Source organism: Mongoliimonas terrestris, from assembly GCF_001927285.1.
In the GTDB taxonomy this organism is placed as follows: Bacteria; Pseudomonadota; Alphaproteobacteria; order Rhizobiales; family Pleomorphomonadaceae; genus Chthonobacter; species Chthonobacter terrestris.
Genome location: NZ_MSIG01000019.1, coordinates 54,947 through 67,117 on the forward strand (window position 1 = coordinate 54,947; position 12,171 = coordinate 67,117).

Here is a 12,171-nt window from a genome sequence, read left to right on the forward strand (position 1 = left end):
TATGCCGCAGCATATCACACCTCGGCCGGCCGGTTCCATCACTCTGCCGCTAGCCCCATGCGCATCTTCTCCATCTCGCGCAGCGCCCGGCGGTACTCCACCGGCATCACCTTCACGAACTTCGGCCGGAACGCCTCCCAGTGGTCCAGGATGTCCTTGCCGCGGGTCGAGCCGGTGTAGAGCACGTGGTTCTGGATCAGGGCGCGCAGGCGCTCGTCGTCGTGGCGGGTCATGTCCGACGAGAGGTCGACGCGGCCCTTGAACATCAGGTCGCCGCCGTGGTGGTGGAGCTTCTCCAGAAGCTCGTCCTCCTCCGGCACCGGCTCCAGGTCCACCATGGCCATGTTGCAGCGCTTGGCGAAGGTGCGCGCCTCGTCGAGCACATAGGCGACGCCGCCGGACATGCCGGCCGCGAAGTTGCGGCCCGTCGCGCCCAGCACCACCACGACGCCGCCGGTCATGTATTCGCAGCCGTGGTCGCCGCAGCCTTCCACCACCGCGACGGCGCCGGAGTTGCGCACGGCGAAGCGCTCGCCCGCGACGCCGCGGAAATAGGCTTCGCCCTCGGTCGCGCCGTAGAGCACCGTGTTGCCGACGATGATCGACTGCTCCGGCACGATCCTGGCCTTGCCGGACGGCCGCACCACGATGCGCCCGCCGGAGAGGCCCTTGCCCACGTAGTCGTTGGCCTCGCCGGTGAGTTCCAGCGCGATGCCGGTGGAAAGGAAGGCGCCGAACGCCTGGCCGGCGGTGCCAGTCAGCTTCACCGTGATGGTGCCGTCCGGCAGGCCCTCGTGGCCGAACCGCTTGGCGACCTCGCCGGCCAGCATGGCGCCGGCGGTCCGGTCCACCGACTTGATCGACGCCTCGATCACCACGGGCTTGCCTTCGGTCAGCGCGGGCTGGGCCTCTGCGATCAGCCGCCGGTCGAGCACGTCGGCGATCGGGTGCACCTGCCGCTCGGTCCAGCGGATCGCCTCCGGCGGCGCGTCCGGCTTGAAGAACAGCCGGCTGAAGTCGAGACCGGACGCCTTGGCGTGTCCCGGCGTCGGCGCGTGGGCGAGGAAGTCCGACCGGCCGGTGAGCTCGGACAGGCTGCGGAAGCCCATCTGGGCGAGATAGCCGCGCACTTCCTCGGCGACGAAGAAGAAGTAGTTGATCACGTGCTCCGGCGTGCCCTTGAAGCGCTTGCGGAGCACCGGGTCCTGGGTGGCGATGCCGACCGGGCAGGTGTTCAGATGGCACTTGCGCATCATCAGGCAGCCGGCGGCGATCAGCGGCGCGGTGGCGAAGCCGAAGTCGTCGGCACCGAGGAGGGCGCCCACGATCACGTCGCGGCCGGTCTTCATGCCGCCGTCCACCTGCAGGCAGACGCGGCTCCTGAGGCCGTTCAGCACCAGGGTCTGGTGCGTCTCGGCAAGGCCCATCTCCCAGGGCGAGCCGGCGTGCTTGATGGAAGTCAGCGGCGAGGCGCCGGTGCCGCCGTCATAGCCCGCGATGGTGATGTGGTCGGCGCGCGCCTTGGCAACACCGGCCGCCACGGTGCCGACTCCCACCTCGGAGACGAGCTTGACCGACACGTCCGCCGTCGGGTTGACGTTCTTCAGGTCGAAGATCAGCTGCGCCAGATCCTCGATCGAATAGATGTCGTGATGCGGCGGCGGCGAGATGAGGCCGACGCCCGGCGTGGAATGCCGGACCTTGGCGATCACCGCGTCCACCTTGTGGCCGGGCAGCTGGCCGCCCTCGCCGGGCTTGGCGCCCTGGGCCACCTTGATCTGCATCATGTCGGCGTTGACCAGGTATTCGGCGGTCACGCCGAACCGGCCCGAGGCCACCTGCTTGATGGCCGAGCGCTTGCTGTCGCCGTTCGGCAGCCGCCGGAAGCGTTCGCTCTCCTCGCCGCCCTCGCCGGTGTTCGACTTGCCGCCGATCCGGTTCATAGCGACCGCCAGCGCCTCGTGCGCCTCGCGGCTGATGGAGCCGAACGACATGGCGCCGGTGGCGAAGCGCTTCACGATCTCCACCGCCGGCTCGACCGCGTCGATCGGCACCGGCGCGCGGCCCATCTCCTCGGCAGTCTTGATGCGGAACTGGCCGCGCACGGAGAAGCGGCCGGTCTCCTCGTTGACTTGGCGGGCATAGGCGAGATAGCGGTCCGGCAGGTTCATGCGCACCGCATGCTGCAGCTCGGCCACGATGTCCGGCGTCCAGATGTGCGCCTCGCCGCGCAGGCGGTAGGCGTACTCGCCGCCGATTTCGAGCGAGCGGGCGAGCACCGGGTCGTCGCCGAACGCGGCGGCGTGCCGGGCAAGGGTCTCCTCGGCGATCTCCTCCAGCCCGACGCCCTCGATGGTGGTCGCGGTGCCGAAGAAATACTGGTTCACAAACGAGGACTTCAGCCCCACCGCGTCGAAGATCTGGGCGCCGCAATAGCTCTGGTAGGTCGAGATGCCCATCTTGGACATGACCTTGAGGATGCCCTTGTCGATCGACTTGATGTAGCGGTAGACGATCTCCTCCTCGTCGACCTCCTCGGGGAACTGGTTCTTCATCGCAAGCAGCGTGTCGAAGGCGAGATACGGGTTGATGGCCTCGGCCCCATAGCCCGCCAGCACGCAGAAGTGGTGCACTTCGCGCGGCTCGCCGGATTCCACCACAAGGCCGACCGACGTGCGAAGGCCCTTGCGGATCAGGTGGTTGTGCACGCCCGCGGTCGCCAGCAGCGCCGGAATGGCGACCCGGTTCCGCGACAGCTGGCGGTCCGACAGGATGATAATGTTGTACTTGGCGCGGACGGCCTCCTCGGCGCGCTCGCACAGACGGTCGAGGGCCATCTTCAGGCCATCGGTACCGCGCTTCACGTCGAAGGTGATGTCCAGCGTCTTCGCCTGGAACTGGTTGTCGGCGATGTCGCCGATCATCCGGATCTTGTCCAGGTCCTGGTTGGTCAGGATCGGCTGGCGCACCTCCAGCCGCTTGATGGTCGAAACGCCCTCAAGGTCGAGGATGTTGGGCCGCGGGCCGATGAAGGACACCAGCGACATGACGAGTTCCTCGCGGATCGGGTCGATCGGCGGGTTCGTCACCTGGGCGAAGTTCTGCTTGAAATAGGTGTAAAGCGGCTTGGCCTTGTCCGACAGCGCCGAGATCGGCGTGTCGGTGCCCATGGAGCCGATCGCCTCCTGGCCGGTCACGGCCATAGGGGCCATCAGGATCTTCAGGTCTTCCTGGGTGTAGCCGAAGGCCTGCTGGCGATCGAGCAGCGCGTCGTGGCTGACGATCGACGACACCGCCACGGGCGGCATGTCCTCGAGCACGATCTGGGTGCGCGACAGCCACTCCTTGTACGGGTTGGCGGTGGCGAGGCGCTGCTTGATCTCGTCGTCGGAGACGATGCGGCCTTCCTCCAGGTCGATCAGCAGCATGCGGCCCGGCTGCAGGCGCCACTTCTCAACGATCCGCTCTTCCGGAATCGGCAGCACGCCCGCTTCCGAGGCCATCACCACGAGGCCGTCGTCGGTCACGAAATAGCGGGCCGGCCTGAGGCCGTTGCGGTCGAGGGTGGCGCCGATCTGGCGGCCGTCGGTGAAGGCGACGGCCGCCGGGCCGTCCCACGGCTCCATCAAGGCGGCGTGGTACTCGTAGAAGGCGCGCCGGTCCTCGTCCATCAGCGGGTTGCCCGCCCAGGCCTCGGGGATCAGCATCATGGCCGCGTGGGCGAGCTCGTAGCCGCCCTGGACCAGGAATTCCAGCGCGTTGTCGAAGCAGGCTGTATCGGACTGGCCTTCGTAGGAGATGGGCCAGAGCTTGGAGATCTCGTCGCCGAAGAGCGGGCTCTCCACCGAGGCCTGCCGCGCCGCCATCCAGTTGACGTTGCCGCGCAGCGTGTTGATCTCGCCGTTGTGGGCGACCATCCGGTACGGATGGGCGAGCTTCCACGAAGGGAAGGTGTTGGTGGAGAAGCGCTGGTGCACGAGCGCCAGCGCCGACACGAAGCGCGGGTCGGTCAGGTCCTTGTAGTAGGCGCCCAGCTGGTAGGCCAGGAACATGCCCTTGTAGACGAGGGTGCGGGTCGACAGCGAGACGATGTAGAAGCCGGAGTCCTCCACGCCGGACTTGGCGTAGACCCGGTTGGAGATCATCTTGCGCAACAGGAACAGCCGGCGCTCGAACTCGGTCTGGTCCTTGATCCCCGCGCCGGCGCCGATGAACACCTGCCGGTGCACCGGCTCGGTGGCGGCGATGTCCGGCGCCTTGGAGAGGCTGGAATTGTCCACCGGCACGTCGCGCCAGCCGAGCAGCACTTGGCCCTCGTCGGCAACCACGGCGGCGACCACATCCTCGCACCAGGCCCGGAAGGCCTCGTCGCGCGGCATGAACAGGTGGCCGACCGCATAGCCGCCGGGCTCCGGCAGCGCGAAGCCGAGGGCCGCGGCCTCGTCCTTGAGGAGCGCGTGCGGGATCTGCACCAGCATGCCGGCGCCGTCGCCCATCAGCGGGTCGGCGCCGACGGCGCCGCGATGGGTGAGGTTCTCCAGGATCTGGAGGCCGTTCGCCACGATCTCGTGCGACTTCTCGCCCTTCATGTTGGCGATGAAGCCGACGCCGCAGGCGTCGTGCTCGTGAGCCGGGCTGTAGAGGCCTTCATCGGCTGCGCGGGCGCGGGCTTTGGCCGTCATCACGGTGGCGTGGCGGGCCGCAGTGGGCGCCTCCGCGTCGATCCGCACGTCAGACGGGCTTGCCGTGTCGAGCCTGTTCATGGCCGGTCCTCGTTCTTGCTCGGCCCGCGCCCCATGCGCGGTCCTGGCGGTGTGGTCCATGCGTCCGCCCCGCGGGGCGAAGACGCCTGTGGCCCGGCGATCCTCCATCGTTCGGGTCGCATCCATCGATGCGGCTCGACCGACGAGTCCTGTCGGGCGTGAAATCCGTTCGGAAACTGGCAGCCGATGCCCCAGCTTCTTGATCGTGCCGTCCTGTCCAGGCCTTGATACCGGTCGGCGAACCGGTCCCGCGCCCTTCCTGTCGAGGACATGGCGCGGACGCCCGAGGGCGGACCTGAATGGACAGCGCTCCTGTCCTTTTCCCTCCGCAACCTTGCCCAAACCGGGCCATGATCGCAAGGGCGAACCGGTAACCGTCCTGTCGAAGGTTGCGTCCGACGGCGCGTCGGCGCAAGACAAGGAACTCACCAGCGGCGCCAGGCGCAACAATCTATCGTTTGACCGCGGCTGTCGGGAGGCGGCGGCGCGCACCCCTGCCGCGGCGACCAACTATCGCGGTCCCGCATGCCTGATGCGTTTTACGCATAACGTTCCGGCGGCGTCAATCCCATAGTGTTGACGCGTTGCAAATTTGATGGCCGGGGCGCCGGGTACCTTGGCGGAAGGGGCAGAGGCCGCCGATCGGATGCGGGGGTCGATCAATGCGCGGCGATGCGATGCTTGCATGGGTGTGCCCACGCGAGAGGCATACCGCAGCCCCGGCTTTTTCGTTAGAAGCGAGGCATGAACTTCTCCAGCGACAATTGGGCGGGAGCCTCGGCGCCGGTTGCGGCCGCCCTCTCCGCCGTGAACCAGGGCCTCCAGCCCGCCTACGGCACCGACGACGCCAGCCGCAAGGTTGACGACTGGTTCGCCGAAATCTTCGAGCAGCCGGTCGGCGTCTTCATGGTGGCGACCGGCACGGCCGCCAACTGCCTGTCCCTCGCCGCCTGTTCCAAACCGGGCGGCGTGGTGCTCTGCCACGAGGTCGCGCACATCGCCAACGACGAGGCGGGCGCGCCGTCCTTCTTCTCCGGCGGGGGCACGCTCCATCCGATCGCCGGCCCCAACGGCAAGATCACGCCCGACGGCCTGGAAGCGGCGCTCGCGCGCTATCATCCGCCGGCCGTGCATCACGGACGGCCGGTGGCGCTCAGCCTCACCCAGGCCACCGAGTGGGGCACGGTCTATACGGTGGACGAGGTCGCGGCGCTTTCCGCCATCGCCCATCGCGCCGGCCTCAAGGTGCACATGGACGGCGCCCGCTTCGCCAACGCCATCGTCGGGCGCAACGTCGCGCCCGCCGACATGACGTGGCGGGCAGGGGTGGATGTCCTCTCGTTCGGCGCGACCAAGAACGGCTGCTGGAGCGCCGAGGCGATCGTCACCTTCGACCGCACGCTCGACGAGGACCTCGCCTACGCCCGCAAGCGTGCGGGCCAGCTCTTCTCCAAGTCCCGGTTCGCGGCGGCCCAGTTCCTCGGCTATTTCGATCTCGGCCACTGGCTCGACAATGCCGTGCACGCCAACGGCATGGCGGCCCGCCTTGCCGCCGGCATCCAGGAGGTGCCCGGCGCGCGGCTGGTTCTGTCGCCCGAGGCCAACGAGGTGTTCGCCGTCTGGCCGCGGGCGGCGAGCGCCCGCCTGAAGGCGGCCGGCGCCGGCTTCTACGCCTGGTCGTCGGACGGATTGCCGGACGCCGTCAGGCCCGGACCGGACGAGGAGGTCGTCCGCCTCGTCACCAGCTTCGCCACGACCAAGCACGACATCGCCGCTTTCGTGACGGCGCTGGAGGACGCGATGGCGTCCGAGCGCCGCGGCTGAGCCTTTCACCCCCGACGAAAAGAAAGCGCCCCGGGCTGGCCCGGAGCGCTTCGGTCGTCGCAACGGTGCGGACCGGTGTGGCCCGACCCGCCTTCAGTTGATGGTGTTCGCCTCGATCTGCTTCGCCTCGCCGGCGCGGCCGATCGGGATCTGGCGGGCCTTCTTCTCCTCGGGGATCTCGCGGGCGAGATCGATGTGGAGAAGGCCGTTCTGAAGGGCGGCGCCCTTCACCTCCACGTGGTCGGCCAGCTGGAAGCGCCGCTCGAACGCCCGCGAAGCGATGCCCCGGTAGAGCACCTCGGCGGACTTGTCGTCGGCCGGCTTCTTGTCGCCCTTCACGGTCAGCGTGTTCTCACGCGCCTCGATGGAAAGGTCGGTGTCGGCGAAGCCGGCGACGGCGAGCGTGATCCGGTAGGCGTTCTCGCCGGTCCGCTCGATGTTGTAGGGCGGGTAGGTCTGCGCGCCGCCCTCGGCCGAGGCCATCTGGTCCAGCATGGAGAAGAGGCGGTCGAAGCCGACGGTGGAGCGATAGAGCGGGCTGAAATCAACCTGACGCATAGTAGAAGTCCTCCTTGAGCGACTGCTAAGGCCCCTTCTGCGAAGGAGCCGGTTCGGACCCGGGTGGCGCCGATCGCCTTGGTGGCCGATCGCGGTCCCGGTCGGGTCCGGCGGACCCCAGATGGGCGTCCGCATGACTTATGTGAGAATGCACTTTCGGGCCGTCAAGAGGGTCGGAACCGACCTTTCAGGCGGTTGCGCGACAGGCCGGTCGGCCCGGTCCGTCGTGCGGCGGTGGCGGGCGCGGGGCGGCTTTGGTAGGAGAGAGCCGTCCTGCCGCCGAACCCGCGAGAAGCCATGGTCCTGAAGTCGCTTCCCGAACTGCCGATCCCGTCCGACACGGTGGTGCAGCGTCTGGAGACAGCCGACGGCGTGGGCCTGCGCGCCGCCCGCTGGCCGGCCCGCGTGCGCCCGGTCCAGGGCACCGTCTGCCTGTTCCAGGGGCGCGGCGAGCAGATCGAGAAGTATCTCCCGGTGGTGGAGGCGCTGCGCGACCGCGGCTTCGCCGTCGCCACGTTCGACTGGCGCGGCCAGGGCGGCTCCGACCGGCTCGCCGCCGTGCCGCTCGGCCACGTCAACGACTTCCGCGACTACCAGCGCGACATCGAGGCCTTCCGCCGCACCATGGTGCTGCCGGACTGTCCCGGCCCCCACTATGCGCTCGCCCATTCGATGGGCGGCAACATCCTCCTGGAAGCCGCGCCCAAGCTCGCGCCGTGGATCCGGCGTCTGGTGCTCTCGGCGCCCTTCCTCGACTTCGGCGCCATCCCGGTGTCCCGCACGACCGTCCGGCGCCTTGCGCTCGGCTTCAAGCTCGCCGGCCTCGGCCGCGCCGCCATTCCGGGTCCGACGCGCAAGCTCGCCGTCGTGCGCGATTTCGAGGACAATCCTCTGACATCCGACCCGGAGCAGTTCCGGATCATGACCTCGCTCACCCGCGTCTATCCGGAACTCTGGCTCGGCGCGCCGACCAACGGCTGGATGTATGCCGCCGCCGCCGCCATGGACCGGCTCGACGCGGACGACTTTCCGGCCACCGTGCCCTTGCCCGTGATGCTGATCAATTGCGGCGCCGACCGGCTGGTGTCCGTCGCCGCCAACGAGCGCATGGCCCGCCGCCTGCGCTCCATCGCCTACGTGCTGGTGCCGGGTTCCCGCCACGAGATCCTGTTCGAGGCGCCGGCCTACGCCGCCCAGTTCTGGGCGGCGTTCGACAGCTTCGTGCCCGGCTCGCGGGACTGACCCGCTCCCCGCTTCGATGTCGTCACGGGGTCGCGCCGGCCAGCATCTCCAGCGCCGCGGCGTGCACCCGGGCGTCGCCGGCCGCCACCACCCGGCCGCCATCGATGGCCGAGCCGCCTTCCCAGTTGGTGATCACCCCGCCGGCGCCCTCGATCACCGGGATCAGGGCCATGATGTCGAACGGCTTCAGCCCGGCCTCGATGACGAGGTCCACATGGCCGCCGGCGACCATGCAGTAGGCGTAGCAGTCGCAGCCGTAGCGCACGAGGCGCACGCGCTCCTCCACCCGGCGGTAGGCCGCCTGCTCGGCGCCCTGGAAAAGGGCGGGCGTGGTGGTCAGAAGCGTCGCGGAGGCGAGATCGGCACACGGCCGCGTGCGCAACGGCGCCGGCCCGCCCGGCCCCGTATAGGTGGCGGTCGTGCCGTCGCCGAAGTAGCGCTCGCCGGTGAAGGGCTGGGCCATCATGCCGAACACCGGCCGGCCGGCCCGCTTCAGCCCGATCAGCGTGCCCCATACGGGCAGGCCGGAGATGAAGGCGCGGGTGCCGTCGATCGGGTCCACCACCCACACGTAGTCGGCCGATCCGCTGTCGTCGCCGAACTCCTCGCCGAGGATGCCGTGGGTGGGATGGTGCGCGGTCACCAGGTCGCGAATCGCGACCTCGGCCGCCTTGTCGGCCTCGGTGACCGGGTCGAACGCGGCCGCCTCCTTGTTGTCCACCACCATGCGGGTGCGGAAGTAGGGGAGGGCGGCGGCGCCGGCCGCGTCGGCCAGCGTATGGAAGAAGGGGGCCCAGTCGGCGAGGTCCGCCATCGGCTACGCTCCTCGTTGGAAGGTGGGAAAACCGTCGAATCACGACAGCGTGACAGCGCGCCGCACGCACGGCTGCAATTTATTGGTCCATCGAAGTAAATGCGGTTTCGCCGCCTGTCCAGCGTGCCGTCGGCACCAGCCTCAGGAGAGCTTCGGCGCCCGGTGCGACAGGGACGACCTTGACCGTCCGGCTGCGGTGCATCACATTGTTGCGGTGCGGCATGCCCCGGCATGTCGCGACGCCCACTCCGGGCGTTTCCTCCCTAAGACTCAGGCCGGCGCTCACGCGACGGCCTTTTTTCTTGCCCGAGGCTCGCCTCCGCCCGCCCTTGGCGGTCATTCCGCGGCAAGGCGACTCGGCGCCGGCGCCAACGCCGACACGGGGAAGGCCATCAGTCCGTCGAGGAACTGTCCGAGGTCGGCTTTGAGGGCCTCGAAGGATGGTGCGCGCGCGAAGGTGCGCTCGTCCATGTAGAGCCCGCGGTTCACCTCGATCTGGATGGCGTGCAGGCCCTTGGCGGGCCGGCCATAATGCTCCGTGATGAAGCCGCCCGCGTAGGGCTTGTTCACCGCCACCGAGTAGCCGAGGTCGGTGAGGATGTCGGCCGCATGTTCCACGAGGCCCCGGCAGGCGGCGGTGCCGTAGCGGTCGCCGAGCACGAAGTCGGCGCGGGTGCGCGGATCCTGACCGCGCACGTTCGACGGCATGGAGTGGCAGTCGATCAGCACCGCGGCGCCGAATCGCACGTGGGTCTGGGCGAGGATCCGGCGCAGGAGCGCGTGGTAGGGCTTGTAGATCGCCTCGATCCGGTCGAGCGCCTCCTCCACGGCGATCGGTCCGTGGTAGATCTCCTCCGCCTCCGCCACCACCCGGGCGATGGTGCCGAGCCCGCCGGCCACCCGGATCGACCGGATGTTGGCGTAGGACGGCAGGCGCCCGGCGAACATCTTCGGATCGAGTTCGTAGGGCTCCCGGTTCACGTCGAGATAGGCGCGCGGGAAATGGGCGCGAACGAGCGGCGCGCCGCGGTCCACCACGTGGTCGAACAAGCGGTCCACATGGGCATCCTCGGACAGGCGGATGCGGTGGGAATCGAGCCGGGAGGCGTCGAGGAACGCCTGCGGATAGGCGTGGCCGGAGTGCGGGGAATTGAACACGAAGGGCTGCGACTGCTCAGCCGGCGCCGTCAATTCGAAGGGCGCTTCCGTGACGAAGTCGGCGACGACGCGCATGCCCGCTCCGGTTGGACGTCCTGGACGCGTGGAGCCTCAGTCGCGGCTCCGACGTTTCCGTCATGTGAAGGAATAAGGTGCCAAGTTCGGCGCCTTCTGTCCACCGCGACGCTTGGGACGGCGGCGGACGCGGCGCCGGCGGCTGGCGGCAGCTCTTTTCAAGGCATTTCAGGACCGGTTACGCCATATTTACCCCAAGCGCGCTTCATGACATGACTTGCTTCACCCGAAAGCCTATTCGGCTGATCCCGTTCTGGACCACTCGGACACACCGATGAATCGAATCCTGCTCGCCGAAGACGACAACGACATGCGCCGTTTCCTGGCGCGCGCGCTCAACAACGCCGGATACGACGTGGTGTCCTTCGACAACGGCAAGAGCGCTTACGAGCGGCTTCGCGAGGAGCCCTTCACCCTGCTCCTCACCGACATCGTCATGCCCGAGATGGACGGCATCGAGTTGGCGCGCCGCGCCACCGAACTCGATCCGGACCTGAAGATCATGTTCATCACCGGCTTCGCCGCCGTGGCGCTGAACCCGGACAGCCAGGCTCCGAAGGACGCCAAGGTGCTGTCCAAGCCCTTCCACCTGAAGGACCTGGTCCGCGAAGTGGAAAAGATGCTGGCCGCCGCCTGAGGCCGGGCCGCATTGTCGACCGTTTCCGCAAGGCCCGCCGCTGATCGCGGCGGGCCTTTGCACGTCCTAGCGCCGCGACGGCCGGTGTTTCCGGCGGTCGGAACTGCCCGCGCGCCGGTTTGCCGATGGCCGTTCGAGCGGCCTTGCCATGGGTCGGAAACCTCGGTATACACCCCGCCACGCCGCCCTTCGGGACGGCCCCGCAGAATGGTGACCGGGCGTGTAGCTCAGCGGGAGAGCACTACGTTGACATCGTAGGGGTCACAGGTTCGATCCCTGTCACGCCCACCATTCACCCCCGGTTGAAGACACACCGATACCGGTCCGGCTCCTGCCGCTGTCGCCCGTTCGGTCCGGACCTTCCAATCCTAACGCATCCGACTTCTCAGCAGGCGCCCGCGCTCACGGCTCGTCCGCCCGCTTTGCCGTGACGCTAGATGCGCGAAAAAGCCGCCGCTCCGGAGGGGCCGGAGCGGCGGCACTTGGGGTCGCAATCGAAGGGGCGAGCCGAAGCAATGGTTTCGGCCGGTGGTGTCGTCCACACTCCCACCAACGCGCCAACCGCGTCGGTTATTCCGTGCTCAGAACAGGAAGGGCAGGGCGTCCACGTCGCCGACCGACTGGTTGGCGATCGCCATCACGTCGCCGCCGATCTGGTTGAAGAGGCCGTTGCCCACATCGACCGTCGCGCTGTTGAAGCCGAAGTTGCTCTCGAACGCGCTCTCGCCGAAGTCGAAGCCGCTATCGCCGATGGACTGGTTGGCGATCGCCACGACCGACCCGTCGATCTGGTTGCCGACACCGTTGCCGGCGTTCACGGACGCGCTGTTGAAGCCTTGGTTGATTTCGGTGCCGAAGGCGAGGTGCCAGGGAGAAAGCATGGGCGTGGTCCTTCAAGGGTGGAGGTGAGGGCGAGAACCGGGCGAGGGGTGCCGGTGAGGAGCGAAATGGGGGCGGTCAGATGCGGGGCGGAGGGGAGGCGGGGTGTCCCGCCTCCGATCCGGGCCGATCAGAAGAGGATCGGCAGGAAGTCGGCGTCGCCGACGGTCTGGTTGGCGATGGCCGCGATACCGCCGTCCACGTCGTTGAGGAGGCCGTTG

8 protein-coding genes and 1 tRNA gene are annotated in these 12,171 nt (G+C 68.5%); 4 read left to right on the forward strand and 5 right to left on the reverse strand.

All coding sequences use genetic code 11. The features are described from left to right. Positions 1 to 38: 38 nt before the first annotated feature. Positions 39 to 4,682, reverse strand: coding sequence for a glutamate synthase large subunit (gene gltB, locus BUQ68_RS19990; protein ID WP_095407391.1), 4,644 nt, complete (start codon positions 4,680 to 4,682; stop codon positions 39 to 41). Between the two features lie 825 nt (positions 4,683 to 5,507). Here gltB and BUQ68_RS19995 point away from each other — a divergent pair. Then, positions 5,508 to 6,587, forward strand: coding sequence for a threonine aldolase family protein (locus BUQ68_RS19995; protein ID WP_075217792.1), 1,080 nt, complete (start codon positions 5,508 to 5,510; stop codon positions 6,585 to 6,587). Positions 6,588 to 6,680: 93 nt separating this feature from the next. Here the strand turns inward: BUQ68_RS19995 and BUQ68_RS20000 are convergent, their stop codons facing one another. Continuing rightward, positions 6,681 to 7,145: an Hsp20 family protein gene (locus BUQ68_RS20000; RefSeq protein WP_075217793.1), complete on the reverse strand. Its 465-nt coding sequence runs from the start codon at positions 7,143 to 7,145 to the stop codon at positions 6,681 to 6,683. Positions 7,146 to 7,442: 297 nt separating this feature from the next. Between BUQ68_RS20000 and BUQ68_RS20005 the strand changes: the two genes are divergently transcribed. Continuing rightward, on the forward strand, positions 7,443 to 8,387 hold the full coding sequence (locus BUQ68_RS20005) for an alpha/beta fold hydrolase (RefSeq protein WP_075217794.1): 945 nt from the start codon (positions 7,443 to 7,445) through the stop codon (positions 8,385 to 8,387). A gap of 22 nt (positions 8,388 to 8,409) precedes the next feature. On the opposite strand, the gene hisN is transcribed toward BUQ68_RS20005, so the two are convergent. Both hisN and BUQ68_RS20015 read right to left on the reverse strand, forming a co-directional pair. Then, entirely contained in the window at positions 8,410 to 9,201 is a 792-nt protein-coding gene (gene hisN / locus BUQ68_RS20010; protein ID WP_075217795.1) for a histidinol-phosphatase, read from the reverse strand. 336 nt (positions 9,202 to 9,537) lie between these two features. Continuing rightward, the gene (locus BUQ68_RS20015) at positions 9,538 to 10,434 is read right to left on the reverse strand and encodes an N-formylglutamate amidohydrolase (RefSeq protein WP_075217796.1); all 897 of its coding nucleotides are present in this window, start codon (positions 10,432 to 10,434) and stop codon (positions 9,538 to 9,540) included. A 274-nt stretch (positions 10,435 to 10,708) separates the two neighbouring features. On the opposite strand from BUQ68_RS20015, the gene cpdR reads away from it, so the two are divergent. Together cpdR and BUQ68_RS20025 are read left to right on the forward strand one after the other, a co-directional pair. Further along, on the forward strand, positions 10,709 to 11,071 hold the full coding sequence (gene cpdR / locus BUQ68_RS20020) for a cell cycle two-component system response regulator CpdR (protein ID WP_075217797.1): 363 nt from the start codon (positions 10,709 to 10,711) through the stop codon (positions 11,069 to 11,071). A 216-nt stretch (positions 11,072 to 11,287) separates the two neighbouring features. Then, a tRNA-Val gene (locus BUQ68_RS20025) sits at positions 11,288 to 11,362 on the forward strand. A 290-nt stretch (positions 11,363 to 11,652) separates the two neighbouring features. Here the strand turns inward: BUQ68_RS20025 and BUQ68_RS20030 are convergent. After that, positions 11,653 to 11,952 (reverse strand): hypothetical protein, encoded by a 300-nt coding sequence (locus BUQ68_RS20030; RefSeq protein ID WP_075217798.1) that lies wholly within the window; start codon positions 11,950 to 11,952, stop codon positions 11,653 to 11,655. Between the last annotated feature and the right edge of the window lie 219 nt (positions 11,953 to 12,171).

Bases quoted from the DNA above. Each gene is read 5' to 3' on its own strand.
- gltB (WP_095407391.1), bottom strand. From the start codon at position 4,682: ATGACGGCCAAAGCCCGCGCCCGCGCAGCCGATGAAGGCCTCTACAGC.
- BUQ68_RS19995 (WP_075217792.1), top strand. From the start codon at position 5,508: ATGAACTTCTCCAGCGACAATTGGGCGGGAGCCTCGGCGCCGGTTGCG.
- BUQ68_RS20000 (WP_075217793.1), bottom strand. From the start codon at position 7,145: ATGCGTCAGGTTGATTTCAGCCCGCTCTATCGCTCCACCGTCGGCTTC.
- BUQ68_RS20005 (WP_075217794.1), top strand. From the start codon at position 7,443: ATGGTCCTGAAGTCGCTTCCCGAACTGCCGATCCCGTCCGACACGGTG.
- hisN (WP_075217795.1), bottom strand. From the start codon at position 9,201: ATGGCGGACCTCGCCGACTGGGCCCCCTTCTTCCATACGCTGGCCGAC.
- BUQ68_RS20015 (WP_075217796.1), bottom strand. From the start codon at position 10,434: ATGCGCGTCGTCGCCGACTTCGTCACGGAAGCGCCCTTCGAATTGACG.
- cpdR (WP_075217797.1), top strand. From the start codon at position 10,709: ATGAATCGAATCCTGCTCGCCGAAGACGACAACGACATGCGCCGTTTC.
- BUQ68_RS20030 (WP_075217798.1), bottom strand. From the start codon at position 11,952: ATGCTTTCTCCCTGGCACCTCGCCTTCGGCACCGAAATCAACCAAGGC.